This is a genomic window from Saccharothrix carnea, assembly GCF_003014735.1.
GTDB lineage: Bacteria > Actinomycetota > Actinomycetes > Mycobacteriales > Pseudonocardiaceae > Actinosynnema > Actinosynnema carneum.
This window is the reverse complement of record NZ_PYAX01000004.1, coordinates 312,580-338,569: the sequence shown is the minus strand read 5'-3', so window position 1 is coordinate 338,569 and position 25,990 is coordinate 312,580. Positions and strand designations below refer to the sequence as shown.

At 72.6% G+C, this 25,990-nt stretch carries 24 protein-coding genes; 5 read left to right on the top strand and 19 right to left on the bottom strand.

What is annotated here, in order from left to right; genetic code table 11:
• Positions 1 to 19: 19 nt before the first annotated feature.
• The 17 genes from B0I31_RS13190 to B0I31_RS13115 form a co-directional block, all read right to left on the bottom strand.
• Positions 20 to 1,111, bottom strand: a complete 1,092-nt coding sequence (locus B0I31_RS13190; protein WP_245949860.1) for a cytochrome P450 family protein — start codon at positions 1,109 to 1,111, stop codon at positions 20 to 22.
• Positions 1,108 to 2,484, bottom strand: a complete 1,377-nt coding sequence (locus B0I31_RS41700; RefSeq protein WP_245949859.1) for a cytochrome P450 — start codon at positions 2,482 to 2,484, stop codon at positions 1,108 to 1,110. The genes B0I31_RS13190 and B0I31_RS41700 overlap by 4 nt, the downstream gene beginning before the upstream one ends.
• Positions 2,481 to 3,107, bottom strand: a complete 627-nt coding sequence (locus B0I31_RS13180; RefSeq protein ID WP_106615644.1) for a GTP-binding protein — start codon at positions 3,105 to 3,107, stop codon at positions 2,481 to 2,483. The genes B0I31_RS41700 and B0I31_RS13180 overlap by 4 nt, the downstream gene beginning before the upstream one ends.
• The gene (locus B0I31_RS13175; RefSeq protein WP_219910691.1) at positions 3,085 to 3,438 is read right to left on the bottom strand and encodes a DUF742 domain-containing protein; all 354 of its coding nucleotides are present in this window, start codon (positions 3,436 to 3,438) and stop codon (positions 3,085 to 3,087) included. The genes B0I31_RS13180 and B0I31_RS13175 overlap by 23 nt, the downstream gene beginning before the upstream one ends.
• Positions 3,435 to 3,857, bottom strand: a complete 423-nt coding sequence (locus B0I31_RS13170; protein WP_106615643.1) for a roadblock/LC7 domain-containing protein — start codon at positions 3,855 to 3,857, stop codon at positions 3,435 to 3,437. Before B0I31_RS13170 ends, B0I31_RS13175 begins: the two co-directional genes overlap by 4 nt.
• Positions 3,854 to 5,095, bottom strand: a complete 1,242-nt coding sequence (locus B0I31_RS13165) for an ATP-binding protein (protein WP_106615642.1) — start codon at positions 5,093 to 5,095, stop codon at positions 3,854 to 3,856. Before B0I31_RS13165 ends, B0I31_RS13170 begins: the two co-directional genes overlap by 4 nt.
• Positions 5,096 to 5,467: 372 nt before the next feature.
• Positions 5,468 to 6,646 (bottom strand): cytochrome P450, encoded by a 1,179-nt coding sequence (locus tag B0I31_RS13160; RefSeq protein ID WP_106615641.1) that lies wholly within the window; start codon positions 6,644 to 6,646, stop codon positions 5,468 to 5,470.
• A 4-nt stretch (positions 6,647 to 6,650) separates the two neighbouring features.
• Positions 6,651 to 8,021 (bottom strand): glutamate decarboxylase, encoded by a 1,371-nt coding sequence (gad, locus tag B0I31_RS13155; RefSeq protein ID WP_181320142.1) that lies wholly within the window; start codon positions 8,019 to 8,021, stop codon positions 6,651 to 6,653.
• A gap of 306 nt (positions 8,022 to 8,327) precedes the next feature.
• Complete coding sequence (locus tag B0I31_RS13150) at positions 8,328 to 8,543, bottom strand: hypothetical protein (protein ID WP_106615639.1); 216 nt, start codon at positions 8,541 to 8,543, stop codon at positions 8,328 to 8,330.
• A gap of 711 nt (positions 8,544 to 9,254) precedes the next feature.
• Positions 9,255 to 10,523, bottom strand: coding sequence for a lantibiotic dehydratase (locus B0I31_RS43230; RefSeq protein ID WP_106615638.1), 1,269 nt, complete (start codon positions 10,521 to 10,523; stop codon positions 9,255 to 9,257).
• 117 nt (positions 10,524 to 10,640) lie between these two features.
• Positions 10,641 to 10,811: a hypothetical protein gene (locus B0I31_RS40590; protein WP_181320141.1), complete on the bottom strand. Its 171-nt coding sequence runs from the start codon at positions 10,809 to 10,811 to the stop codon at positions 10,641 to 10,643.
• Positions 10,812 to 10,939: 128 nt separating this feature from the next.
• Positions 10,940 to 12,223 carry a cation:proton antiporter gene (locus tag B0I31_RS13140; RefSeq protein ID WP_106615637.1) on the bottom strand — a complete coding sequence of 428 codons (1,284 nt, stop codon included), beginning with the start codon at positions 12,221 to 12,223 and terminating at the stop codon, positions 10,940 to 10,942.
• Positions 12,220 to 13,611: a cytochrome P450 gene (locus B0I31_RS13135; protein ID WP_245949858.1), complete on the bottom strand. Its 1,392-nt coding sequence runs from the start codon at positions 13,609 to 13,611 to the stop codon at positions 12,220 to 12,222. The genes B0I31_RS13140 and B0I31_RS13135 overlap by 4 nt, the downstream gene beginning before the upstream one ends.
• The gene (locus B0I31_RS13130) at positions 13,602 to 14,696 is read right to left on the bottom strand and encodes an alpha-hydroxy acid oxidase (RefSeq protein WP_106615636.1); all 1,095 of its coding nucleotides are present in this window, start codon (positions 14,694 to 14,696) and stop codon (positions 13,602 to 13,604) included. Before B0I31_RS13130 ends, B0I31_RS13135 begins: the two co-directional genes overlap by 10 nt.
• Positions 14,693 to 16,273 (bottom strand): NAD(P)-binding domain-containing protein, encoded by a 1,581-nt coding sequence (locus B0I31_RS13125; RefSeq protein ID WP_106615635.1) that lies wholly within the window; start codon positions 16,271 to 16,273, stop codon positions 14,693 to 14,695. The genes B0I31_RS13130 and B0I31_RS13125 overlap by 4 nt, the downstream gene beginning before the upstream one ends.
• A gap of 12 nt (positions 16,274 to 16,285) precedes the next feature.
• Positions 16,286 to 17,752, bottom strand: a complete 1,467-nt coding sequence (locus B0I31_RS13120) for a class I adenylate-forming enzyme family protein (protein ID WP_219910690.1) — start codon at positions 17,750 to 17,752, stop codon at positions 16,286 to 16,288.
• Positions 17,739 to 19,289 (bottom strand): FAD-dependent oxidoreductase, encoded by a 1,551-nt coding sequence (locus B0I31_RS13115; protein ID WP_106615634.1) that lies wholly within the window; start codon positions 19,287 to 19,289, stop codon positions 17,739 to 17,741. The genes B0I31_RS13120 and B0I31_RS13115 overlap by 14 nt, the downstream gene beginning before the upstream one ends.
• Positions 19,290 to 19,352: 63 nt before the next feature.
• Here B0I31_RS13115 and B0I31_RS13110 point away from each other — a divergent pair, with 63 nt between their 5' ends.
• Entirely contained in the window at positions 19,353 to 20,849 is a 1,497-nt protein-coding gene (locus B0I31_RS13110; protein ID WP_219910689.1) for an aromatic amino acid ammonia-lyase, read from the top strand.
• Here the strand turns inward: B0I31_RS13110 and B0I31_RS13105 are convergent.
• Positions 20,830 to 22,095 (bottom strand): sensor histidine kinase, encoded by a 1,266-nt coding sequence (locus tag B0I31_RS13105; RefSeq protein ID WP_106615633.1) that lies wholly within the window; start codon positions 22,093 to 22,095, stop codon positions 20,830 to 20,832. The genes B0I31_RS13110 and B0I31_RS13105 overlap by 20 nt on opposite strands.
• Positions 22,092 to 22,739 (bottom strand): response regulator transcription factor, encoded by a 648-nt coding sequence (locus B0I31_RS13100; RefSeq protein ID WP_106615925.1) that lies wholly within the window; start codon positions 22,737 to 22,739, stop codon positions 22,092 to 22,094. The genes B0I31_RS13105 and B0I31_RS13100 overlap by 4 nt, the downstream gene beginning before the upstream one ends.
• A 227-nt stretch (positions 22,740 to 22,966) precedes the next feature.
• On the opposite strand from B0I31_RS13100, the gene B0I31_RS13095 reads away from it, so the two are divergent.
• From B0I31_RS13095 to B0I31_RS13080, 4 genes are all read left to right on the top strand, one after another.
• Positions 22,967 to 23,329: a PadR family transcriptional regulator gene (locus B0I31_RS13095; protein WP_106615632.1), complete on the top strand. Its 363-nt coding sequence runs from the start codon at positions 22,967 to 22,969 to the stop codon at positions 23,327 to 23,329.
• The gene (locus tag B0I31_RS13090; RefSeq protein WP_106615631.1) at positions 23,326 to 24,693 is read left to right on the top strand and encodes a permease prefix domain 1-containing protein; all 1,368 of its coding nucleotides are present in this window, start codon (positions 23,326 to 23,328) and stop codon (positions 24,691 to 24,693) included. The genes B0I31_RS13095 and B0I31_RS13090 overlap by 4 nt, the downstream gene beginning before the upstream one ends.
• A gap of 80 nt (positions 24,694 to 24,773) precedes the next feature.
• A complete protein-coding gene (locus B0I31_RS13085) occupies positions 24,774 to 25,352 on the top strand; it encodes a TetR/AcrR family transcriptional regulator (protein WP_106615630.1) in 579 nt (192 codons plus the stop codon).
• A gap of 29 nt (positions 25,353 to 25,381) precedes the next feature.
• A complete protein-coding gene (locus tag B0I31_RS13080) occupies positions 25,382 to 25,987 on the top strand; it encodes a DUF4865 family protein (protein ID WP_106615629.1) in 606 nt (201 codons plus the stop codon).
• Positions 25,988 to 25,990: the final 3 nt, after the last annotated feature.

Sequence of the window (25,990 nt, the reverse complement as noted above, 5' to 3'; positions counted from 1 at the left end):
CCGGTCCACGGGTGTGCGGCTACTTCAGCGTCACCGGCAGGGATTCGTGGCCGTTGGAGATGAACGAGTTGCCCGGCTTCAGCTCGTCGGGCGCCACGGCCAGCCGCATCCCGGGGAACCGGGCGAACAACGCGGGGAGGGCGACCTCCGCCTCCATCCTCGCCAACGGGGAACCCAGGCAGTAGTGCACGCCGTGGCCGAACGCCAGGTGGGTCTTGTCGGCCCTGGTGATGTCGAACCGGTCGGCGGTCTCGCCGTGCACGGCCTTGTCCCGGCCCGCCGCCGCGTAGGCCGCCAGGATCGCCTCGCCCTTGCCGATGACGGCACCGTCGCCGATCTCGATGTCCTCCACGGCGTAGCGCAGCGGCAGGTTCGCGACCGGGGCCTGCCAGCGCAGGGTCTCCTCGATCACGTCCGCCCACCCGCTCGTGCCCGCCCGGACCGCGGCCAGCTGCTCCGGGTGGGTCAGCAGCGCCGTGATCGCCTGGTCCAGCAGGTTCACCGTGGTCTCGTAACCGGCGGAGATCACCAGGATCAGGGTGTCGACCAGCTCGGCTTCCTCCAGCTTCGAGCCGTCGTCCTCGCGCACCGCGATCAGCCCGCTGGTCAGGTCGTCACCGGGGTTCTGCCGCTTCGCCGCGACCAGCTCGTGCATGATCCCGTACAGCCGCACGGCGTTCGCCTGGGCCGCCTCGGCGGTGATCGTGGTGTCGAAGACGCCGTCGACCACCTTCCGCAGGTCCGACCGCGCCTCGGCGGGCACGCCGAACAGCTGGCAGATGACCTCGATCGGGATCGGGTAGCAGAACCCCTCCCGCAGGTCCACCGGACCCTCCGCCGCGTCGAGCCCGTCCAGCAGCCGTTCGGTGATCTGCTCGATCCACGGCCGCATCGCCGCCACGCGCCGCGCCGTGAACGCCTTGGACACCAACGACCGCAGCCGCCGGTGGTCGCCGCCGTACGCGGTGAACATGTTCTGCACCGACACCCACAGGTGCAGCGGCCAGTCCGCGGAGATCGCGCCGCTGGTGTAGGCGGGCCAGTGCTGCCGGGGGTCCTTGGAGACCCGCGGGTCGCCGAGGAGGTCGCGTAAGAGTTCCTGGCTGGTCACCGACCACGCAACAACCTGGCCAGGGAGCTCCACCAGGGTCGCCGGCCCTCGCGCGGCGATGGCGGCGGACTCGGCGTGGAGGTCACGGCCGCTGGGATCGAGGACGACGGGGTCGGCTGGGCGTTCCATCGGGCTTCTCCAGGGGACTCGTCGGACGGGACGGGCACGGCTACCGGGGTGAAGCGCACGGGGAGCGCGGCGAGCGCGCGGTGGAACGGGCCGGGCCGCCAGACCAGCTCGTCCACCCCGACCGCCAGCCGCATGTCGGGCAGCGCGTCGAGGATCTTCTCCATCGCCACCGACGCGATCAGCCGGGCGGGCTGCTGGGCCGGGCACGAGTGCACGCCCGCGCTCCACGCGAGGTGGGCCCGGTTGCCCGAGCGCTGCTGGCCGGCCAGCGCGGGATCGTTGTTGGCCGCCGCGAAGCTGATCACCACCGGTTCGGCGGCGGGCAGCCGGACACCGGCGAAGTCGGTGTCCTCGACCGGGTAGCTCGCCGAGTAGTTCGCCATCGGCGGGTCGGTCCACAGCACCTCGTCCAGCGCCTCCTCGACCGGCAGGCTGCCGCCGGAGAGGTTGCCCGCGAACCGGTCGTCGGCCAGCAGCAGCCGGATGCCGTTGGCGATCAGGTTCTGCTCGGGCTCGGTGCCCGCGCCCATGAGCAGGATGAGCTGGTGGATCAGCTCCTCGTCGGTCAACCGCGCCGGGTGCGCCATCATCCACGAGGGCATGTCCTGGTCGGGCCGCTGACGCTTGAGCGCGACCAGCTCCAGCATGCACTGCGTCAGCTCGGCGTTGGCCCGCTCCGGCTCGACCATGTCGAAGATGGCGCGCATGGCGGCGACCAGCCGGTCGCCCAGGGCGGGCGGGCAGCCGTAGAGGTGGTTGAACATCATCAGCGGCAGCAGCTGGGCGTACTCGCCGAGCAGGTCGGCCTCGCCGTTGCCGGCGAACCGGGCGATCAGCCGGTCCGCGGTCCGCTCGACGTGGGCGCGCAACGCGTTCGCGTCCACCCGCGCCAGGCTGTCGGTGACCACGGCGCGCAGCCGCGCGTGCTGGGCGCCATCGGTGAACAGGCAGTTCGGGCGGTACATCATCATCGGCAGCACGGGGCTGTCCGGCGGCATCTTCGCCTGCCACCGCCGCGGGTCGCGCGGGAACGCGCTGGGGTTGCGCAGGACGTCCAGCGCGGCCGAGTAGCCCACCACGAGGCTGGCGGGCACACCGGGCGCCAGCTCGACCGGCGCGACCGGGCCGTGCTCGCGCAGGGCCTGGTAGGTCGCGGCCGGGTCGGCGGCGAACTCGGGGCCGTACAAGGGCTTGCGGCCGTGGTGTGCGGGACATGCCTGCCCGGGGGCGGCTTGCGAGGTCACGCGTTCTCCTGGTTGCGGGTGAGCAGGTACTCGACAAGGGTGACGAGCGCCTGCGTGGACGAGGTCACGTCGCGGGCGTCGCACGACATCAGCGGTGTCCCGGGCAGCAGGTCCAGCGCGTCCCGCAGCTCGTCGCCGGGGAAGGCGGGCGCGCCGTCGAAGGTGTTGACCGCCACCGCGTACGGGATGCGCAGCTCCTCCAGCAGGCCCATGACCTCGAAGGACTGCTCCAGCCGGCGGGTGTCGACCAGCACCAGCGCGCCGAGCGCGCCGTAAGCGATGTCCTTCCAGACCCGGGTGAACCGCTGCTGGCCGGGCGCGCCGAACAGGTAGAGCACCAGTTCGTCGCTCAGCGTCAGCCTGCCGAAGTCCAGCGCCACCGTGGTGGTGCTCTTGCCGTCGACCCCGGCGAGGTCGTCGACGAGGGCGCCCGCCTGCGTCATCGTCTCCTCGGTGCGCAGCGGTCTGATCTCCGACAGGGTGCCGACGAAGGTGGTCTTGCCGACCGCGAACGGGCCCACGACCAGCAGTTTCACCGCCGTCCGCACGGTGTCGCGCAAGTAGACGCCGTCAGCGGCGAGCCCGTCGGAGGTCAGCCCGTCAGAGGCGAGCACGGAGGCCATCGAGCACGTCCTTCAGCAGCTTCATGTCGGGGCGGGCGGTGTGCGAGACCGCGGCGTGGGTGGCGATGTGCCCGCTGTCGACCAGGTCGGACAGCAGCACCTTGGTCACGCTGATCGGCAGCGAGAGGTGCGCGGCGATCTCGGCCACCGACAGCGCGCCGCCGCGGCACAGCTCCATCAGCCGCTTCTTCTCCGGCGACAGCCCGGAGACCTGCTCGCGGGTGGCGATCACGACCGTGACGGCGTCGAAGGTGTTGCGGCTGGCGTGTGCCCGGCCGCCGGTCACCACGTACGGCCGCACCAGGCCACGCAGGTGCCGGTCGCCGCTCACGCGGTGCTGCCCGCACCCCGCCGCGGCGGGCCGGGTTCAGCCTGCCGGGGCGGGCTGGTGAGTTCCTTGCCCAGCCGCTGGACGAGTTCCTGGATCCGGAAGGACACCGCCTCCATGTCGACCCGGTCGGTCGCCGACACGGCCAGGTACGCGCCCGGCCCGGCGGCGGCCAGGAAGACGAAGCCGCCGACGAACTCGCTGACCGTCTGCTGCCAGTCCGCGCCGGTCTGACCGCAGAACTCGGCGGTGGCGCGGGCCAGCGACTGCAGCGCGGACATCGCGGCGGCGTGCCGTTCGGCGTCGTCGCGGCCGATGCCGGTGGAGTGCGCCATCAGCAACCCGTCCGCCGACAGCAGGACGGCGTGCCGCGTCTCCGGCATCTGCAGGGCGTCGTCGAGCATCCAACCCAAAGTGTTCATGCCTGGGTGTTCCCTTCAGCGACAGGCGGCGGGGTGGTGGCCCGGCCCGACTCGGTCCCGCGCTTCCAGGCGGCCAGCCCGGTCGCGATCCGCTGGTCGGCCGGTGCCGGCGGCGTGCCCTGGTCGGCGGGCTGGGTCCGCCGTCGTCTGGGCAGGCCGCCGGGTGTGCGCCCCAGCACGGTGTCGTCCACGGCCCCGGTCGGCCGCGGCGTGGGTGGCAGCGCGACGGCGTTGTCGGGCATGGTGGGCTTGCTGACCCGCGTGAGCAGCTCGGTCGGCAGGAACACCACCGCGCGCACACCGCCGTACGGCGAGCGCGTGTCCACCGAGACGCGGAAGCCGTAGCGCTGGGCCAGCACGCCGATGACCGCGAAACCGACCTGCGGCGGGTCGCCGAGGCGGTTGATGTCGCTGCCGCCGTCCCCGGCCAGCAGCCGGGCCGCGCGGTGCAGCTCCTCGACGGTCATGCCGACACCGCCGTCGTCGATCATCACGACCATGCCGTTGTGCGCCTGCTGGAAGTTGACCTCGACGCTGGTGTTGGGCGGCGAGTGCCGGGCGGCGTTGTCGAGCAGCTCGGCCACGGCCAGCACGACCGGCTCGACCGCGCGGCTGACCACCGCGACGTCGGACTCGGCCGGGAGGTTGACCCGAAGGTAGTCCCGGATCCGCGAGGTGGCGCCGCGCACCACGTCGGTCAGCGGCGACGCCGACCGCTGCTGCCCCGGCCACGAGCCGCAGAGCACCGCGGTGGCCTGGGCGCGCCGGTTGAGCTGGGAGTTCATGTGGTCGATGCGCATCAGGCCGGCCAGCACGTCCGGGTCGTCGTGCCGCTCCTGCATGGCCGAGATGGCGACCTGCTGCTCGTTGGACAGGCTCTGCACCGCGCGCATCATCGACTTCAGCGTGGCGCGGGCCGACTGCTCGCCCCGCTCGGTCGCCTGCCGGACGGAGTCGGCGAACTGCGCGAGCACCCGTTCGTGGCTCTCGGCCGCTTCCGGGCTCCTCGCTCCGGGCACCTCGACGGGCCGGTGGGCCAGCGACTCGGCCAGGGCGGGCAGCCGGGCGTCGACCAGGTGTCGCTCCTCGTCGGCCCGGGCCCGTGCCCAGTTCTCGGCCCGTTCGGCCCGCACCCGTAACGCACGGGTGGTCCGGTGTTGGCGCACCAGCAGGAACACGGCGATCAGCACGACGGCGAGCAGGATCCAGAACGCCGTCGCGGGTGTTTGTCGGTCCATCAATTCCTCTGCTGCGGGCGACCTGCCGGATGCCAGTGCGCCAGCAGGGCTCTGATCTCTATCACGGGACTTCATCGGACGCCAAGTGGTTGCCGCAGTCTCCCTCCAATGGAGCAACCACCGTGCGAAAACCAATACCATATGTCCATTGAGGACATTCCGCGCAGGCCGGCTATCGGCGTTTCCGCCGGGTGGATTCCGCAGGTCAGCCCGTATTCGCGGCCGGTGGTGGTGTGGCGTCGGGTGAATTCACGGGTGATCAGGCCACAGCGCGACGACGTCGTTCTCCCGGTTCGGATCCGACCGGGGGGCGACGGCCGCGGCAAATGCCTCCGGTGTGCCGCGGCCGTGGCTCTGTCGTCGTCGACCCGGTCAGGACACCTTCCTCGCCGCCACGTCCCACACCGCGTCGAGCGGGCCCGGCAGCCGCAGCTTCCAGCCGTGCGGCGCGGCCCGCCAGGTCGGCGCCGGCCGCACGCCGGGCATCCGCTCCACCAGCACGTCCAGCGCGGTCCGCGCGGTGGCGGTGACCAGCGGGTGCGCCGGGCAGCCGTGCGGACCGACGCCGAACCCGAGGTGCGTGCGGACGTCGCGGTGCAGGTCGAACCGGTCGGGGTCGGTGAACTCCGCCTCGTCGCGGTTGGCCGAGGCGATGGCGGCGGCGATCGTGGTGTCGGCCGGGATGTCCCGCCCGCCCAGCCTCACGGGCCGCGTCGTGCGCCTGCCGAGCACGCCGACCGGGCCGCTCCACCGCAGCGCCTCGTACACCGCCGCGCCGAGCAGCGCGCGGTCGTCGCGGACCGCGGCGAGCTGGTCCGGCGCGGACCACAGCGCCGCCAGCGTCCAGCCCGCCAGCCAGCCCGGCTCGATCACGCTCAACCCGATGTGCTTGAGCACCGGCAGCACGTCCGCGTCCGCCCGCGCGCCGTCGCCGTGCCGGTTCGCGTGCAGCAGGTGGGAGATCACCGACCGGTCGGGGTCCTCCCGCAGCCGCCGGACGAGCGAGGTCACGGCCGCGTCGTCGGCCATCACCACGGCCGCGTCGGCGTCCACCGCCGGGTCGCGCCCGAAGTTGTTCGCCACCCCGGTGAGCACCCGCCCCCAGCGCCGCATCGTGTCGGCGCCCTCGGGGCCGAGCCCGAGGTGGGTGGCCGTGGCGATCGCCGCGACCGGCTCGAAGTAGTCCGCGGCCAGGTCGGCGCCGCCGGCCGGGAACACCTCGTCGGCGACGCGGTGCGCGACCGGCCGGGCGACGGTGTCCACGTAGTCCGTCACCCGGTGCGGGTCGTAGTCGTGCCGGAACGCCTCCCGCACGTCCCGGTGCGACGGCCCTTCCCGGAACAGCAGGGGCGCGCCGCCGCACAGCGCGTGCATCGACGACGCCGGTTGGTCCGTGGTGAACCGCTCGGTGTCGGTCAGCACGGTGCGGACGTCCCGCCAGCGGGTCACCAGCCACTGGTTGGCCTCCGGCACCCAGCTGACCGGCTCGTCCCGCCGCAACCGGGCGTAGGCCGGGTACGGGTCGGTCTCCAGTTCCGCGATCGTGACCACGGCGTCAGTCCGTGAACGTCAGGGCGGTCGGCCGGGGCAGCGGGAACGGGTGGCCGCCCAGCCGTTCGGCGTGCTTGGCCAGGCTCTCCAGGAACTTGGCCGCGAGGTCGAGCGTGAAACCCTGCCGGCACACCACGCGCAGCACGTGCACGTGCTCCAGGTTCGGCGGCAGGCTGTACGCGGGCACGTGCCAGCCGTCGCCCTTGAGCGCCTCGGACAGGTGGTACACGGTGAACCCCGCGGCCTCCGGGTCGCGCAGGCGGAACGCCACGACCGGCAGGTCCTCGCCGTCGCCGACGACCTCGAACGGCCCGACTGCCTCGACGCCCTTGGCGACCTGCCGCGCGACCTCCTGGCACCGCTGGGCGATCAGCTGGTAGCCCGCCATCCCGTTGCGCAGGAACTGGTAGTACTGCGCGATCACGCCGGACGCCGGCCGGGAGAAGTTGAGCGTGAACGTCGGGTGGTGCCCGCCGAGCACGTTGCAGTCGAAGACGAGCGACTCCGGCAGGTACTCGGGATCGCGCCACAGGCACCACCCCGACCCGGGGTAGACGAGGCCGAACTTGTGGCCGGAGGCGTTGATCGACACCACCCTGGGCAGCGCGAAGTCCCAGGCGAAGTCGACGTCGAGGAACGGCGCGACGAACCCGCCGCTCGCCGCGTCCACGTGCAGCGGCACGTCGACGCCCCGGTCCGCCGCCACGGCGTCGAGCGCGGCCGCGATGTCCGCGACCGGGTCGTAGCGCCCGTCCTGGGTGCTGCCGAGCACCGCGACGACGCCGATCGTGTTCTCGTCCACCGCCTGGGCGGCGAGCGCCGGGTCGAGGGTCGTGCGGCCCTCTTCGAGCGGCACCGTGCGAGCTTCCACGTCCCAGAAGTTGCAGAACTTCGGCCAGCAGACGTGGACGTGGCCGCCGAACACCATGTTGGGCGTGCCCGTGCCGCCCCGTTCCCGCCAGCGGCGCAGCATGGCCAGCCCGGCGAGCATGGCCGCCTCCGAGCTGCCGCTGGTGGAGCAGCCGATGAACCGGCCGTCGTCCTCGTGCCACAGGTCGGCCAGCGCGTTGATGCACTCCTGCTCGATGTCGGAGCTGGCCGGGTACTCCTCGCGGTTCATGAGGTTGATCGCGGCGGTGTCCGCGTAGATCCGCTCCAGCTCCGGTTCGGCGGACGTCGTGCAGAACGTGGCCAGGTTGAGGGCCGCCCGGCCGTCGAGCAGCAGTCGCGAGTGCACGATGCCCGCCGCGACGTCCGCCGGCAGCGGGTTCTCCGGCAGCCTGCCCTTCGGGATGACGTCCTCGTCGATCCGCTGGGCGAAGACGGGCGCGACCTGCAGATCACGCTCGTCGGTGATCACGCGCTGCAAACTCATGTCGACCTCATTCTGCGAGACGCCGAGGAACGACATGAGGTCTATCGCGGGACTCGCGGAAACGGTTAGTCCCTGATCAGGTGGAGTGGGTATCACCCGTCCGGGTCGAGTGCGGAGTCAGCTCTCGTTTCGCTGGTCGAGACCTCGTCCGGTGTCATCCGGAAATGCGGCACGAAAGAGTGGGTGCGGCGGATTTCGGCGGCGGAAAGTGATGAATTTCGGTGTGCCGCTACGGCATTTCGGCGACACCGCCGTGCGGTAGGACGGCGTGCGCACAGTCACCGAGCCCTCTGGCAGGCCCCGGGGTCAGGGCAGGGCGTCGAGTCGGCTCTGGACGCGTTCGGCGTCGGCGTCGCGTCCCTGCCGCCGGTACAGCCGCAGTGCCTCGTGCCACGCGTCGCGCGCCTCGTCGTGGCGGCCGAGGGCGGCGCACGGGTCGGCGAGGTGGTCGAGGGTGCCGACGACCCCGACCTCGTCACCGAGGCCCTGGAACAGGGTCAGGGCCTGCCGGTAGTGGTCCACGGCCTGCTCGTGGTGACCGCTGTGGTGGTCGATCCAGCCCAGGCTGTGCAGATGCGGCCAGGCAGTGGGCGCGGGCGGTGTCGTAGTCGCCGAGGCGGACGGCGTACCAGCCGACCTGGTTGAGCGCGCGGACTTCGCCGACGGGTTGGCCGAGCGTGCGGTAGAGGGCGAGGGCGTGTTCCGCGTGGGCCAACGCCTGCCGGTCGTCCCTGCGGCGTTCCTGGACTCACGCGAGCTGGCGGTGTGCGTTGGCTTGCTCGGTGGTGTCCTGGTGCTGTTCGGCTTGGGCGAGTGCCTGGTGCAGGTGGCGGATGGCGTCGTCGTGCCGCCCGAGGTGGGCGTGGGCGATGCCGAGCAGGCGGTGGATGAGGGGATGCGCGGACGGGTCGGGCAGGTCGTCGGCGACGTCCGAGGCCAGTTGCCAGGACGCGAGGTTGGCGTGGTGGTGGCCCCCGCCGGTAGTGGAAGGTGTACAGGCTCCACGCCAGTTGCCACACCACCTGCGGCCGACCGAGTGCCGCGGCGGTGTGCTGGGCGGCCAGCAGGGTGGTGTGCTCGGCGTCCAGCCAGGCCAACGCCGCCGGCAGGTCGGCCAACGCGAACGCGTCCGCGGGCGGTGGGTCCAGCGGGATCGGTGGGCGGTCCGGGTCCAGGATCCGGTCGGCCGCCGCCGGACCATCCCGCTGTCGCGCAGCTCCGCCGCCCACGACGTCAGCCGCGGCAGGACGTCCGCGGCGAGGGCGGCGGGCGAGCCGTGGAACCGCAGCCGGAGGTGGTGGTCGGGATGCCGTAGCGCAGGAAGAACCAGCGGTCGACCGCGCGGCCCTCCACCAGCGCGGGCACGGTCCGCAGCAGCTCGTCCTGCCGCTTGGCCGAGCTGTACACCGAGGCGTACAGCCATTCGCCACCGGGCAGGTGCCGTCCCGTCGCGGCTCGGGGCCGCACCGTCAGCCGCGGCCGAACCGCGTGCCGGGCAGGTGCCGTCAGCAGCGGGTGGTCGTCGGTCAGCACCACCTCGGGCTCACCGGCCGGCACCGCTTCCTGGGCGAGTCCGGCGAGCACCCGGTCCCGGTCGCCGTCCTGCTCGGGCTCCGGGCGGCGGAACCGGGGCGTGGGCGGCATCCGGCAGCCGGCCGGTGCGCCGAGCCCGATGTCCGGGTCGGGCAGTTCCCGCAACCCGACCAGCCTGCCCTGGCCGTACCGCTCGAGGAAGTCGTTGTGGTACTGGCGCAAGGAGGCCGTCGCCGGTTGGCGTGGCGAGAGCCGCCACAGCAGCTCCGCCACGCGTTCGGCTTCGTCGGCGACCGCGCGGGGCAGCACGACGTCGGCGTCCAGCGCCAGGTCGACCTGGACCGGCCGGTCGCCCGGTGCCAGCGCGCGCATCCGTTCGCACACGGCGGTCAGCGCCGCACGCCCCTGCCCCAACGGCAGTGCCGCGTAACGCGCGAGGTCGTCCCGCACGGCGACGAGTTCGCGGGACACGTCGGTCGCCACACCGGCCATCAGCCCGAACGGCGTGGCACGGGTGGCCATCCGCAGCCGGTAGCTCGTCAACGCCCGCACCGCCCGCCGCAGGTCGGCAGTGCTGGGCATCGCTCCGCCCGGTGCCGCTCCGCTCGGCATCGCTCCGCCTGATGCCGAGCCGCTCGGTGCCGAGCCGTCCGGCGTCGCTCCGCCCAGGGCCGCGTGGTGCGGTGTCGCCCGGCTTGGTGCCGGGCTGTCCGGTGTCGCGTCGTTCGGCGTCGATCCGCTCGGTGCGGGGCCGTTCGGTGCCCCGTCGAGCAGGGTGTCCAGCCGGTGGGGGAGTGTCGGGCTGGACACCGAGATCGCCTCCCGAACCAGCGGGTCGGCCGCCAGCAGCCGCACCCCGGCGGCGGGCGCGTCGTCCGCCGCGGGCAGTCCGGCGGCGAGTGCGGCCGGGTGCACCGGCGCGCGCAGCACCGCGACGTCGGCGCAGTGGAACAGTGGTCGGCTGGTCATCCCGGCACGTCCTCCCTCTCCGGCTGACGGGGGTCCTGGTGGCTGTGACCGCGGGCTGCGCGGACCCGGCGGCCGGTCGCCGTGACGCGACCGGCCGCCGGGTCGTCAGCCCGGCCGTCAGCAGCTGGTGCAGGAGCTCCCGCAGGTCAGCGCCGGGCAGGTGAACAGCGTGCAGGTGAAGCCGGAAGCGGACGCCTCCTGCTGCTCCTGGATCACCGTGATCTCACGGACGTCCAGGTCGAAGTCGTCCACCAACCGCGGGTCCATCACGTTCGACGAGGTGGGCATGGCCGATCCTCCCGTTCGGTGCGCACGGCCCGCTCGTTCCGCGATTCGGAGCGTCCTGACGAGCCGTGGTCAGCCCACCGTGCCGCCGTGGCGCCACGGAACCGCAAGATCCGCGTTGTATCGCCTGCTCAGGAGCGGTTCACGGCCGGCACCGGCTCGACGTCGGTCGCCGCGCGCTCCACGTTCTCGGGCAGCGACGCCCGGTAGATCGGCATCGCGGCGGCGGTCGTGACGATCGCGACGGCCACCAGGATCGCGAACAGCTCCGGGGTCACCAGGCCGTACGCGAGACCGATGTTGATGAAGATCAGGATCATCAGCCCGCGCGCGTTCATCAGCCCGCCGACCGCCGACGCGTAACGCCACGAGAAGCCCTGGGCGCGCACGACCGCCGCGCAACCGAGGTACTTGCCCGCGAACGCGGCCGCCATGATCACCGCGAGCGGCCACCACAGTGCGCCGCCCGCGCCGAACCCGGACACCTCCGTGTTGAGCCCGCTGAACGCGAAGAACACCGGCAGCAGCAGGATGGAGTTCAGGTCCGTCAACCGGGTCTGCAGCTCCCGGCGCACGACCTGCGACTGCGGCATCGCCAGGCCCGTGATGAACCCGCCGAACACCGAGAACACGCCGATGTAGTCGGTGAACCACCCGGCCAGCAGCACGACGAGCAGGACGAGCGCCATCACGTCCCGGCTCAGCTTGCCCTCCCGCTCCACCCGCGCGCCCAGCCTGGCGAACAGGCCGCGCCCCACCGTGAGCATCAGCACCGCGAACACCGCCGCGCCCGCCACCGTGACCAGCGCGTCGAACGGGCTGCCCGCCGCCGCCACCGCGATGATCACCGCCAGGATCACCCACGCCGCCGCGTCGTCGATCGCCGCCGCGACCAGGGTCAGGCCGCCGATGGGCGTGTTCGCGATACCGCGCTCCTGCAGGATCCGGGCCAGCATGGGGAACGCGGTGATCGACAGCGCGCCGCCGACGAACAGCATGAACTCCCACCGGCTGGTGCCGTCCGGGCTGAGCGTGCCGAAGAACAGCGCCGCCGCGGCCGCGCCCAGCGCGAACGTCGGCACGATGCCCGACACCGCCAGCGCCGTCGCCCGCCGCATCCGCTGCCCGCTGGCCAGGCTGTGGTCGAGCGACGACCCGACCAGGAACATGTAGAACGTCAACCCGATCGTGCTCAGCACGTAGAGGGTGTCCTTGACGTCCGCCGGGAAGATCTGGGCCTGCACGCCGGGTGCCACCGCGCCGAGCAGGGCGGGCCCGAGCAGGACACCGGCGACCATCTCGCCGACGACCCTGGGCTGCTTGACCAGCATGGCGAGGCGCCCGCACAACGTCGTCGCCGCGAGCACGACCGCCAGCGCGGCGAACACCCGCAACGCGAACTGGATCTGGTTCACTCGGTGATCTCCTGTGGGGAAGGCGGCCGGTGCCGCAACGGACGACCCTGGGTGTCGTGCGTGTCGAAGTACCGCCCGGCCAGGCGCAGGCGGTGGGCGTGCAGGACCATGACCGTGCCGAGCACGAGCTGGACCACGCTGCGCCACACGTCCTCCCACCGGTCCCGCACGCGCAGCAGCGCGCCGAGCACGGCCAGGCGACCCGGTGGCAGCGGCTGGTCCACCCGGACCAGCAGGCACGGCCCCCGGCTCGGCATCGACCGGGTGTGCGTGACCGTGGAGTGCAGCGTGACCCGGCGGAGCACCTCGCGCGTCGCCGCGCGCAGCGCCAACGGCGACAGCCGCCACGCCGGGCACGGCCGGTTGGCCGCCACGCCGAACGGGATGTGGTGCGCCTCGCGGGCCCCGACGTGGTCCCAGCGGTCCGGGTCGAACACGTCCGGCCGCGCGTAGCCGGTGGCGTGGTAGTCGGGGTAGCTGAAGCACAGCACCGACCCGGCGGGCAGCGTGGTCCGCTCGTCCAGCGCGATCTCGGCGGTGGCGATGCGGTGCGCGATGCCGAACAGCGGGTACAGCCGCATGGTCTCGTCCAGCACGTGGCCGAAGTAGCGGTCGTCACGCGCCAGCCGCGCCGCCGCCTCCGGGTGCTGCGCCAGCGCCAGCAGCACGTGCGCCATCGCCTCGGACATCTGCACCACGCCGGTGTTGAAGAACGTGCCCTGCAGGTAGTGCACCTGCTCGGTCGGCGACAGGCTCGCGGGCAACGGCCGCCGCACGTCGCCCGCCGCGACCCGGCGGGCCAGGTAGCGGGTCAGCCGGGCGCGGCGGGCCGGGTGGCGCAGGCCGGTGCACTTCAACGACGTCACCACGTCGTCGGCGTGCCCCACGATCAGGTCGCGTGCCTTGCGGGGGCACGGCTCGCCGAAGACCAGTTCGTGGAAGTACTCCGCCCACACCGGCATCATCAGGTCCCGCAGTCGCACCAGCGTGACCCGACCGGTGACCCGCTCGTCGAGCACCCGCCCGGCGCAGCGGGCCGCCAACGCCGACAGCTCGTCACCCGGACCGGCGAGCAGCGCGCGCGTCGTGCGTGCGACGTCGTCGTAACGCGGACCGGCCTCCAGGTGCTCCTGGTGCACCTCGGGGCCGGGGGAGAGCCAGTACCAGAACAGGTCGGACAGCCCGGCGCCCCGGCTGCGGCCGTTCGCCGCGGGGTGGCCGTAGACCTCCTGGAACCGGTCCGGGCCGACGACGGCGTTCGGGAACGTGATCGCGTTGTCCCCGTTGACCTTCTCGAACATCTTGGCGCGCAGGGCGACCACCCGCGCCGGCAGCCAGCGCGGCGCGGTCAGCACCACCGCGGCGGCGAGCAACCCGGTCAACCACACCGCCCGGACACCCCCGTCCCGCGGCTGACGACCAGGTCCGGGGTGAGGTCGGCGAGGTCACGTCCGCCGCACAGCGCGAGGACGTGGTCCACCTCGTCGCGCAGCACGGCGAGCACCCGGGACACCCCGGCCTCGCCGTCCGCCGCCAGGCCCCACAGCACCGGCCTGCCGACACCGACCGCCGCCGCGCCCAGCGCGAGCGCCACCGCGACGTCACCGCCGCCGCGCACCCCGCCGTCCAGCAGCACCGGCACCCGTCCGGCGACCGCGTCCACCACCGCGGGCAACGCCTCCACCGCCGCCGGCACGAGGTCGAGCTGGCGGCCACCGTGGTTGGACACCACGACCCCGGCCACCCCGTGCTCGACCGCCAGCACCGCGTCACGCGGGTGGAGCACCCCCTTGAGCCACAACGGCAACGACGTCAGCTCCCGCAGCCGGTCCAAGTCCCGCCACGACACCGACGGCGACATCCCGATGTCCCGGACACCTCCCGGCGGCCCGCCCGGCAGGTCCCGCATGTTCTCCGCCGCGAGCCCGGCCGGCAGGTCGTGGAAACCGTGCTCGGCGTCGCGGCGGTGCCGGCCGAAGACCGGCGAGTCGGCGGTCACCACCAGCGCCGTGCAGCCCGCCCGTTCCGCCCGCTCCACCAGGCACGCCGTCACGTCCTGGTCGGGCTGCGGGTAGAGCTGGAACCACACCGACGCCTCGGCGCGCACGGCCCGTGCCGCCGCCACCACGTCGCCGATCGCCACCGTCGAGGCCACGCCGGAGACCAGCACCGTTCCCGCCGCCGCCGCGGCCCGTGCCGTCGCCAACTCGCCCTCGGGGTGCGCGAGCCGGTGGAACGCGGTCGGCGCGACCAGCACCGGCAGGTCGAGGTGCCCGCCGGGCAGGTCGACACCGAGGTCGCGGGTCGGCGCACCGCGCAACACCCTCGGCAGCAGGGCCAGCCGCCGGAACGCCGCCTCGTTCTCCCCGAGCACGACCTCGTCGCCGACACCGCCCGCGTAGTAGTCGTAGTGCACGGGGTCGAGCACCGCGCGGGCCTTGTCGTGCAGCTCGGCGAGGGGCCCGGTGCTCACGGCGACCCCACTCCGGCCGGGGCGAGCCGGGTGTGCAGGAACGCCCGCAGCGGCGCCCGGTGTACGTCCTCGCTGTCCCACTCGTTCTCCAGGTTCTCGGTCAGGTGGTGCTCGGCGAGCAGCACCCCGGCGCGGAAGTGCCGCACCACCGGGTGCAGGTAGCGGCCGTCCAGCCCGCTGGTGTCCTCTTGGGACGTCCGGCCCGCGGTGACGTCGAACGGGTTGACCCGGTCGTGGTCCGCGCCGTACTCCAGCGTCACCGCCAGGTAGGACTCGACGTCGCCGAAGTCGCCCCGGCCGACCGCCTCGTGCAGGTGCGCCAACGGCACCTCCTCGGCGTAGCGCAGGGTGCCGTCCGACCCGATCAGCACGGCGTCCGCCAGGAACGCGAACAGCTGCCACAGCGCGGAGGTGCGGTTCACCCGTTCGATCACGGTGTCGGTCACCGCGTCCCGGGCGAGGTCCCGGGTCGGCCACGGCACGCCGTGGTAGCGGTGCTCCAGGATGCGGTGCAGGGCGCGGACGCCGTAGCGGAAGCCGTGGATGAACCCGCTCGTCGACTTCTTGAAGTCCCTGGCCTGCGTGATGGTGCCCGCGAAGAACAGGTCGGGCACGTTCACCGACTCCCAGGCGGCGGTCTGGTCCGGGAACCGGTCGTTGATCGTCAACCGGGGGCGGCACCCGGCGGCGAAGATCGACGCGTCGAACCGGAAGCCGGTCGCCAGGATCACCCGGTCGTAGCGGATCTCCTTCACCCGTTCCTGCACGCGCTGGAAGCTGACCCGCACCAGGTAGGAGTCACCGTCGCGGCGGATGTCGAGCACCCGCCCGTCCAGCAGCGCGTTCTGCGACTTGAGCTGGTAGGTGTCGAGGAAGTTGTTGTTCACCGCGCGCAGGTGGCCGACGAAGTGGGTCTGCCACGCCAGCTTCAACGAGCCGGGTCCGGCGACGTGGATGACCGACGCGGTCTCGATCAGGTTGTCGGCGGTCTCGAACGCCGAGTTGCCGCGCCCGATGATCAGCACCTTCTGCCCGGTGAAGTCGGCCGGGTCCACCGACACGTCGTCGTACCGCTCGGCGTGCTTCACTCCCTCGATCGGCGGCACGTACGGCCGGGACACACCGGTGGCGACGATGAGCCGCCCTGCCCGGTAGGTGCGGCCGTGCTGGTCGTGCACGACGAACTGGTCGTCCGGGCGGGTCACCGACACCACCGACGTGCCGTAGCGGATCGGCAGGTCGTGCTTCGCGGCGAAGTCGGCCAGGTAGCGGACCAGGTCGTCGGCGTGCGGGAAGTAGCGCGGCGTGTAGCCGGTGAACAGCAGCGACGGGTCGTCGGACAGCAGCGAGTTCCAGTCGGTGCGCAGGTTCAGCTCGGGGTCGTCCCACCCCGTGTTGGGCTTGTTGATGGAGATCAGGGTGCGGTGGCGGGGGAAGCGGGTGAAGAACGTGCCGGGGGCGTCACCGGCCTCCAGCACCAGGTGGTCCCGCCCGGAGCGGGTGAGCAGGTAGGACGCCTGCAGCCCGGCCGGGCCGGCGCCGATCACGAGACAGTCCGTGGAAACCTCGCTGGACACGACTTTTCTCCTTCACGTCCGGGTGGGGGACAGCAGGCGCTTGTCCGGTTTGCCGCTGGGTGCCAGCGGCGGTTCGGCGATCGCGGTCACCCGCACCGGCGCGCACGCGGCACCCAGCCGGGCGGTCACCAGCGCGCGCAGCGCGTCGAGGTCGGGCGGGCGGTCACCGGTGGGCACCACGAACGCGTGCACCGCCTCGCCGGTGTCCTCGTCGGGCACGGCGACCACGTACGCCTCGGCGACGTCCGGGTGCTCGGCGATGACCCGTTCGATCGGGCCCGCGTAGTGCAGGTTCGCGTTGACGATGACGACGTCCCTGGTCCGGCCGGTCAGGCGCAGGTGGCCGTCGGCGTCGAAGTGGCCCAGGTCGCGGGTGCGCACCCAGCCGCCCGCGAACACCTCGGCCGACCGCACCGCGTCGCCCCAGTACGCGTCGGCCTGCGCCGGGGTGCGGACGAACAGCTCGCCGTCGACCCCCGGCGGCACCGGGGTGCCGTCCGCCGCACGGATCTCGACCCGCACCGCCGCCGGTGGTCGGCCCACCGTGCCGGGCGGGTCGGCCGGGGTCGCCATCGCGATCATGCCCGTCTCGGTCTGGCCGTAGCCGTGGAACACGACCGGTCCGAGCACGTCCAACGCCTCGCGGTGCCGGGCGGCGGTCAGCGGTGACCCGGACACCATCAGGGCGCGCAACGTCGACAGGTCGGCCGGGGCACGGCGCTGGGCGGCGACGAGCTTGACCAACCGGGGCACGGTGATCACGCTCGCCGAGGCGCGGTGGCGGGTGATCGCGTCGGGGAACCCGGGCCGGTCGGCGACGACCGCGGTGCCGCCGGCGGTGATCGCCACCACCGCGTACTCGGACATCACCTGGCTCGACAGCGACCCGAACACCAGGTACCGCTCCAGCCGGGACGCCAGCTCGCGGATCGCGGGCGGCCAGGCGTCCGGTCGCGCGGCCCACGCGTCGGTCATCGCCGCGTAGGTCTGGGCGCACGCCTTGGGCACGCCCGTGCTGCCGCTGGTGTGGATGAGCCGGGCGACGTCACCGGGCCTGCCGTCGCACCGGGGCGGGCCGTCGGCACGGGTCTTGCGCAACTTGTCGACGGTGAGCGTGCGCGGGGCGGGGTCGGTCCGGGGCACGGCGGAGTCGGTGATGATCGCGGTGATGTCGAGGCTCAGCAGGTGGTGCACCTGCTCGTCGGGCAGCCCCGGCCGCACGCCCAGAACCCGTGCTCCCACCGCGTGCGCGGCCAGGACCGTGGCGAACGCCTCGGGGTTCACGCCGAGCAGGAGCGCGACACCGTCACCCGGGCCCAGTCCTTCCCGGCGCAGACCGGTCGAGATCCGGGCGACCAGGTCCAGCACCTCCGCTCCGGTCACCACGCGCGTGCCGTGTTCGAACACCGGCCGGTCCGCGGCGGCGTCGAGCACGTCGAGCACCGCGCGCGGGAACGGCTCGGCGTCACGCGCCGGCAAGGCATTCCTTCACGAACACGGCCAGCGGCTGCTGGTGCACCGCGGGCAGGTCCCAGTGGTTCTCCAGGTTCTCCGCCAGGTGGTGGGTCGCGGCGAGCGCGCCGTCGCGGTAGTAGCGCACCACCGGGTGCAGGTAGCTCGCGTCCTGCGCGTTGGCCGCGTCGTTCTCCGCCACGCGGGGGATCGAGATGTCGAACGGGTCGACGGTGTCGTGGTCCGGCCCGTACTCCAGGGTCGCGACGAACCGGTGCTCGGCCGGGCCGAGGCCGGCGTCGGCGACGTAAGCCACCGGCACCTCCTCCTCGTAGCGGGCGGTGTCGCCGGACACCGTCACCACGTCGCCCATCACCGCGAACTGCTGCCACAGCGCGGACGACCGGTTCACCCTGGCGACCAGCGCGTCACCGATCGCCTCCGGTGACGCCTCCAGCTCGGTCGACGGCCACGGCGTGCCGTGGTGGCGTGCGGCGAGGATGCGGTGCAGGGCCCGGACGCCGTAGCGGAAGCCGTGGATGAACCCGCTGGTGGACTTCTTGAAGTCGCGCTGCTGGGTGAGCGTGCCCGCGAAGTGCAGACCGGGCACGGTGGTCGACTCGTAGGCGGGCGTCTGCTCGGGGAACCGGTCGTCGATCACCAGCGCCGGACGGCAGGTGTCGTCGAAGACCGAGGCGTCGAACCGGAACCCCGTGCACGCGACGATCCGGTCGTACTCCAGTTCCCGCAACGACTCCGCCGTGCGCGCGTACCGGAACAGGACGCGGAACCCGCCGCCGGGCCGCGGCTCGATCAGCTCCACCGTGCCGTCGAGGACCGCGTTCTCCGACTTGAGCTGGTAGGTGTCGAGGAAGTTGTTGTTCACCGCGCGCAGGTGGCCGACGTAGTGCGTCTGCCACGCCAGCCGCACCGAGTGCGGCCCGGCCACGTGGATGACCGCCGCGTGCTCCACCAGGGAGTCGGCGGTCTCGAAGCCGGAGTTGCCCTTGCCGATCACCAGCACCCGTTGGTCGGTGAACGACTCCGGGTCGGTGTCGAAGGTGTCGTACCGCTCGGCGTGCTCGATGCCCGGGATGGGTGGCTCGTGGAGTTGCGAAACTCCCGTCGCCACGACGACCCGCGCGGCCCGCCACGTCCGTCCACCGCGGTCGAGCACGGTGAAACCCTCGTCGTCACGGGAGATCCGGGTGACTTCGGTGTCGTAGTGGACCCGGGCGCCGGTGGCCGCGGCGAAATCGGCCAGGTAGCGGACCAGGTCGTCGGCGGCGGGGAAGTACCGGCCGCTGTAGCGGGTGAACAGCAGCGCGGGGTCGTCGGACAGCAACGAGTTCCAGTCCATCCGCAGCCGCTGCTCCGGGTCGGTGTACCCGGAGTGGACCTTGTTGATGGAGATGAGCGTGCGGTGCCGCGGGTAGCGGGTGAAGAAGGTACCCGGGCCGGAGCCGCGTTCCAGGACCGCGTAATCGCGACCGTCGCGTTCCAGCAGGGCGGCGAGCTGCAACCCGGCCGGTCCTGCTCCGATGATCAGGTAGTCGTGCGCCATGAGCCAGGAAGCTACGCAGCCGATCTCAGAACTCTCTGAGATCGGCTGCCTACCGTCGGTGCGGTGACCACCACCGTGACCGACGCCCCCGTGGACCTCGGCGCACCGCTGGCCGGCGACCACCTCATCCGTGCGGCGGCACCGCTGTCGCTGCTCATCAGCCCTCCGGTTCGGGACCGGGTCGAGCGGGGGCGCGAGTACCTGCGCGCCGTGCTCGCCGACGACGAACGCCCCGTCTACGGGGCCAAGACCGGGTTCGGCGCCCTCATCGGCTTCGCGGGCCGCGAGGACGAGGCCGACCAGTGCGACAACACCCTCGCACACCTCGGCGCCGGGCAAGGGCCCGACCTGCCCGCCGACATCGCCCGCGCCGCGCTGCTCGTGCGCGCGTGGTCGTTGGCCCAAGGCGTTTCAGGGGTGTCCGCGCACGTCGTGGACGGGCTCGCGGCGATGTTCGCGACCACGTTCGTGCCCGCGATCCCGCGTTACGGCTCGGTCGGCGCGAGCGGCGACCTCATCCCGCTCGCCTACGCGACCCAGGCGCTGCGCGGCCGCGGCCACGCCTACGTGGACGGGGAGCGGATGCCCGCCGACGAGGCCCTGCGCCGGGCCGGGCTGACCCCGCTCACCCTCGACGGCCGTGACGCGTTGGCGCTCGTCAACGGCACGTCCGTGACGACGGCCGCCACGGCGTTGGCGTTGGCGAGCGTGCGTGCTTCGCACCGCGCCGTGCAGGACCTCACGTGCCTGCTCGTGGACCTGCTGGGTGCGGACCCGGCATTCCTCGACCCACGCCTGATCTCCGCGTACGGCCACCCCGGCGCGATCACCGTCGCCGACCGGATGCGGGCGACGCTGGTCGGCACGGTCCCGAGCGGCGGGCGTGCCCTCCAGGAGCCCTACAGCCTCCGGTGCTCGCCGCAGCTGCTCGGTGCGGCGGAGGACGCGTTGCGCTACGTCGACGGTGTCGTCACGGCCGATCTGGGCGGTGTCAGCGACAACCCGCTGTTCTTCCCGGACGACGACCTCGTGGCGCACGGCGGCAACTTCTTCGGCCAACCGGCCGCGTTCGCCGCCGACGTGCTGGCCATGGTCACCGCGTCGCTGGGCAACCTCGCCGAACGGCAGCTCGACCTGCTGGTGGACCCGGCCCGCAACACCGGCCTGCCGCCGATGCTGGCCGCCGGCCCCGGGCGGCAGCACGGGCTGCAAGGCGTGCAGCTGGCCACGACGGCGTTCGTCGCCGAGATCCGCCGTGCCGTGGTGCCCGCCAGCACCCAGAGCCTGCCGACCAACCTGCACAACCAGGACGTCGTGCCGTTCGGCACCCAGGCCGCGCTGCGCTCCTACGACCTCGCCGAACTGCTCCGGCTGCTGTGCGGTTCGCTGGCGCTGGGCCTGCGGCAGGCCGTCCACGTGGGTGGCCGGCGGCCGACCGCGCCCCGGTGCGCCGCGCTGCTGGACGCGCTGGCCGACGCCATCGCGCCGGTCGACCCGGACCGACCGCTCGACGCCGACGTCCGCCTGGCCGCGGACCTGGTCACCGCGGGCCGGTACTGATCTCCCGGACCTCGGCGGTGGTGGTGGCGAGCGGTAGGCGCAGGGTGAACCGGGCGCCCTGGCCGGGGTGGCCGACCGCCTCCACCGTGCCGCCGTGGCTCGTCACGATCTCCCGCAACAGCGCCAGGCCCAGGCCGAACCGCCGCTCCGGCCCGCCCGGTCCGCGGTGGAACCGGTCGAACAGCCGGTCCGCCTCCACCGGGTCGAAACCCTCGCCGGTGTCGGCGACGGTCAGCTCGACCCGCCCGTCGCGCAGCCCGAGGAGCACGTCGATCCGGCCGCCCTCCGGGGTGTGGCGCACCGCGTTGGCCAGCAGCTCGTCCACCGCGCGCCGCAACGCGGTCTCGACGCCGTGCACGACCACCGGACCGTCCGGGCGGGTCACGGTGAGCGTGATCCGCCGTTCGGCCGCCCGGTCCTCCTCCGTCGCCACCGCGGCCTCCGCCACCGCGGCCAGGTCCACCGACCGACCGGTCAGGTCCTCGGGCTGCCGGCTCAGCCGTGCCGACAGCAACAGGTCGTCCACCACGTCACCGAGACCGCGGATGGTGGTGGCGAGCTTGTCCAGGCCGTCGCGGTGGTCGTCGGGCAGGTCCGCGGCCTTGGCCCAGCGGGCGAGCAGCTGCGCCCGCGTGTACGCCCGCGCGATCGGCGTCCGCAGCTCGTGGCTCGCGTCGGTGACGAACCGGCGCTGCCGGGCCAACGCCTCCGCCAGCGGCGCGACCGTGCCGCGACCCACGCACAGGCCCAGCAGCGCCGCCGCGAGCAGGCCGCCGACCTCCGCGATCCCCAGCGCCAGCAACAGGTGCCGCCGGTCGGCGAGCTGGTAGCGCGTGTCGAACACCGCCTGCACCGTGCGGTCGGCCGGGCCGCGCCGGGTCAGCACCAGGTACTGCGTGCCGTTGCGTTCGAGGGCGCGTTCGATCGTCTCGCCGGTCGCGTCCACCGCGTCGAGGTCCTCGAACAGCGGGAACCCGGGCGGCACCTTCAGCACGCCGTCGTCCAGGACACCGTTTTCCAGGATGAACAGCCACGTGCAGCCCGGCGGGGTCGACGGCGCGCCGAACTGGGCGTTGTACCGCAGCTCGCGCGTCACCTGCGCTTCCTGGGCGTGCACCATCACGGCGTAGGCGATACCGCCGACGAACGCGACCAGCACCGTGATCGCCAGCGCGACCAGCACGCTGATCCGCAGGCGTGCCCGTCGGATGACCGCACGTTCCGCCTCGACCCACGAACGACTCACAACGCCCCCAACCGGTAACCGAGCCCTTGCACGGTGTGCACCACCGAACGGTCGATCTTGGTGCGCAGGTAGTACACGTAAGTGTCCACAATGGAGGTTGCCGAGGCGTCCGGGAACACCACCCGCCGCAACGACGCGCGCGTGTGCACGGTCTCTGGATAGGTGGCCAGCACGCGCAGCAGCGTGAACTCCCGGGTGGTGAGCGGCACCCGTCCGCCGTCGGGCAGCACCACCTCCCGCTGCTCGACGTCGAGGTGCCCGGCGCCGATCCGCAGCACGTCGGCCAGTTCCAGCGCACGACGGCACAGCGCCCGCAGCCGCGCGCTCAGCTCGTCCAGGTCGAACGGCTTCACCAGGTAGTCGTCCGCGCCCGCGTCGAGGCCGTCGATCCGGTCGTGCACGGTGCCCAGCGCGGTGAGGATCAACGCCCGCGCCCGCACCGCCTTGGCCCGCAGGCGCACCAGCAGGTCCAGCCCGTCGAGCGCCGGTAAGCCCCGGTCGATGACCACGACGTCGTAGGGGCGGGTCAGGCCGAGGTGCAGTCCGCGCTGGCCGTCCAGCGCGACGTCCACGGTGTACCCCTCGTCGCGCAGCGCGGCGCCGAGCAACTCCACGAGCTCGCGGTCGTCCTCCACCAGCAGCAACCGGAAGCAGTTGGCCGGCCAGGATCTGGAGTTGCCCTGCACGCCACCAGAATCCCACTTCGGGGTGTTCGGTCAACGTGATGAGGGCGCCGACCATCGGGGTTCCGCCGCCCGCGTCCCACATGGTCCGTTCCGCGTCATTTGCTACGCCACGATACCTAGAAGTACTATGCCTTGCACATCTAGGGTAGATCGGCAGGATCTTCGGGAGTCGGGAGGAGGTTTCGTTGAAGGTCACCAAGGACCTCGTGGCCGCTTCGGCGACCCCGATGGTGCTGGGCATCCTGGCCGAGGAGGACAGCTACGGCTACGCCATCCTCCGGCGGATCAACGAGCTGTCCGGCGGCGAGCTGGACTGGACCGAAGGGCTGCTCTACCCGTTGCTGCACCGGCTGGAGCGCCTCGGGCACGTGGAGTCCAGCTGGCAGTCGGTCGCGGGGGAGCGGCGGCGCAAGTACTACCGGATCACCCGCGGCGGGCTGGCCGAGCTGGCCGAGCAGCGCCGCCAGTGGGCCACGGTGGTGGACGCGCTCAAGGAGATCTGGCCCCGCACCGACTTCACCACGTTCCCGCTGGGAGGCTTCGCATGACCGACGACCAGGGCGAGCTGGAGGCGCAGTTCGCCCAGTGGCGCCACTACGTGCAGCGCCGCCGGGAGCTGCGGCAGGCCGACGTGGACGAGCTCGAGGACCACCTGCGCGGTTCGGTCGACGACCTCGTCGCCGCCGGCCTGCACGCCGACGAGGCGTTCCTGGTCGCCGTCAAGCGCATGGGCAGCCTGGACGAGCTGTCCCGCGAGTTCGCCCGGGAGCACTCGGAACGGCTGTGGAAGCAGCTGGTGCTGACCGGCGGGGCGGACGGCCCGACGCCGAGTGGTCGGTCGCGGCGGGACCTGCTCGTCATGGTGGGCTGCGCGGTCGGCGCGGCGGCCTCGGTCAAGGCGCCGGAGCTGTTCGGCCTGACCCTGGAGGACGACGCCGCGTTCTACGGGCCCAACGTCGGCCTGTTCGCGTTGCCGTGGCTGGCGGCGTTCCTGGCGTGGCGCCGTCGTGCCGCGCCGGCGGTGATCGGCGCGCTGGTGGCGTTGTTCGCGCTCGGCGCCGTGGCGGCCAACGCCTACCCGCTCGCGGAGGACTCGCAATCGCTGGTGCTGACGAGCATCCACCTGCCGATCGCGCTGTGGTTCGTGGTCGGCCTGGCCTACGTGTCCGACGACCTGCGCTCGTCCCGGCGGCGGATGGACTTCGTCCGCTTCACCGGCGAGTGGTTCATCTACTACGTCCTCATCGCGCTCGGCGGCGGTGTGCTGATCGGTTTCGTGTTCGGCACCTTCGAGGCCATCGGGATCTCGCCGGAGACCGTGATCGCGCAGTGGGTGCTGCCGTGCGGCGCGGCAGCGGCCGTGGTGGTGGCCGGGTGGCTGGTCGAGGCCAAGCAGAGCGTGGTGGAGAACATCGCCCCGGTGTTGACGCGGCTGTTCACGCCGCTGTTCACCGCCGTGCTGCTGGCGTTCCTGGTCACCTTCGTCGTCACCAGTGCCGGGATCGACGTGGAACGGGAAGCGTTGATCCTGTTCGACCTGCTGCTCGTCGTGGTGCTGGCGCTGCTGCTCTACTCGGCCTCGGCGCGTGATCCGCTCGCGCCGGCCGGTGTGTTCGACAAGCTGCAACTCGCGCTCGTGGTCAGCGCGTTGCTCATCGACGTGCTGGTGCTGTGGGAGATCACCGGGCGGATCACGGAGTACGGGACGACGCCGAACAAGGCGGCGGCGTTGGGCGAGAACGTGATCCTGCTGGTCAACCTGGCGTGGTCGGCGTGGCTGATGACCGGCCTGATCCGGCGCCGGGTGCCGTTCGCCGGGCTGGAACGCTGGCAGACCGCGTACCTGCCGGTGTACGCGGCGTGGGCGTGGGTCGTGGTCCTGGCGTTCCCGCCGCTGTTCGGGTTCCTGTGACCGGACACGTTCGTGGGCGAGGGTGAGGGGCAGGAAGCCCTCGCCTGTCGACTGTACCTACTGGTATGTACAGTAGGGGCATGAGTTCTGCCGAACGCCTCATCGAGAGCACGCGGGAACTGCTGTGGGAGCGCGGCTACACCGGTACCAGCCCGAAGGAGATCCAGCGCCGGGCCGGAGCCGGGCAGGGCAGCATGTACCACCACTTCGCCGGCAAGCCGGACCTCGCGCTCGCGGCGATCAACCGCACCGCCGAGGAGATGCGCGCCAAGGCCGAAGCCGGGTTCACCGTCCCCGGCACCGCGATGGAACGGATCACCGGTTACCTGAGGCGCGAACGTGACGTCCTGAAGGGGTGCCCCATCGGGCGGTTGACCCAGGACCCGGAGGTCATGGCCGACCCGGGCCTGCGCGCTCCGGTCGAGCAGACCCTGTCGTGGCTGCGCGACCGGATCGCCGAGGTCCTGGAGGAAGGGCGTGAACGCGGCGAACTGGCCCCGGGACTGGACCCGAGGACGACCGCCGCCACCGTGGTCGCCGTCCTGCAGGGCGGTTACGTGCTGGCGCGTGCCGCCGAGTCCACGGCGCCGTTCGAGCAGGCGATCACCGGCGTGCTGGACCTGCTCGCCGCCCACACGTCCCGACCGGCGGCCGGCTGACCACTGAGCAAGAGAGGCGACGATCTTCCGTGTACGCCAAGCAGTACGAGATCACCCTGCCCGCCGACTACGACATGACCACGATCCGCGAGAGGGTGGCCGCCGGCGGCCACGCCCTCGACGACCGCGCCGGGCTCGGCTTGAAGGCCTACGTCATCCGCGAACGCGGCGTCGGCGGCTCGCCGGTAAACCAGTACGCGCCCTTCTACCTGTGGCACGACACCGGTGCGATGGCCCACTTCCTCGTCGGCGGCGGGGGATTCCAGAACATCCTCCGCGACTTCGGGCGGCCGGTCGCCCGCCACTGGACCGGGATCGCCTGCCACGCCGGTCCCGCGCGAGCAGTGGACCCCAGGGCGGCCTCCCGTGTCCTGGCGCCCATCCCCGCCGATTCGGCGGACGGCTCCGGCCTGGCCGAGTGGATCGGACGGGAAGCCGGAGAGGCGCGCGAGCTCGCCGACCGAGACGGCGTCCACACCGTCGCCCTCGCGTTCGACCCGCACCACTGGCAGCTGATGAGGTTCGTGCTGTGGGAGGACGCTGTCGGACCGGGTGAGCCGGCCGCGGAACGCTACGAGGTGCTCCACCTGTCCGCTCCGGGCCTGGCCGCCCTGCCTCGAGGTCGAGCCTGGTAAGCC

What these genes read in the sequence shown, in the direction of transcription:
- B0I31_RS13165 (WP_106615642.1), bottom strand. Translation starts at nt 5,095, where the DNA reads ATGGACCGACAAACACCCGCGACGGCGTTCTGGATCCTGCTCGCCGTC.
- B0I31_RS13090 (WP_106615631.1), top strand. Translation starts at nt 23,326, where the DNA reads ATGACCGACGACCAGGGCGAGCTGGAGGCGCAGTTCGCCCAGTGGCGC.
- B0I31_RS13180 (WP_106615644.1), bottom strand. Translation starts at nt 3,107, where the DNA reads ATGGCCTCCGTGCTCGCCTCTGACGGGCTGACCTCCGACGGGCTCGCC.
- B0I31_RS13085 (WP_106615630.1), top strand. Translation starts at nt 24,774, where the DNA reads ATGAGTTCTGCCGAACGCCTCATCGAGAGCACGCGGGAACTGCTGTGG.
- B0I31_RS13115 (WP_106615634.1), bottom strand. Translation starts at nt 19,289, where the DNA reads ATGGCGCACGACTACCTGATCATCGGAGCAGGACCGGCCGGGTTGCAG.
- B0I31_RS43230 (WP_106615638.1), bottom strand. Translation starts at nt 10,523, where the DNA reads ATGACCAGCCGACCACTGTTCCACTGCGCCGACGTCGCGGTGCTGCGC.
- B0I31_RS13170 (WP_106615643.1), bottom strand. Translation starts at nt 3,857, where the DNA reads ATGAACACTTTGGGTTGGATGCTCGACGACGCCCTGCAGATGCCGGAG.
- B0I31_RS40590 (WP_181320141.1), bottom strand. Translation starts at nt 10,811, where the DNA reads ATGCCCACCTCGTCGAACGTGATGGACCCGCGGTTGGTGGACGACTTC.
- gad (WP_181320142.1), bottom strand. Translation starts at nt 8,021, where the DNA reads ATGAGTTTGCAGCGCGTGATCACCGACGAGCGTGATCTGCAGGTCGCG.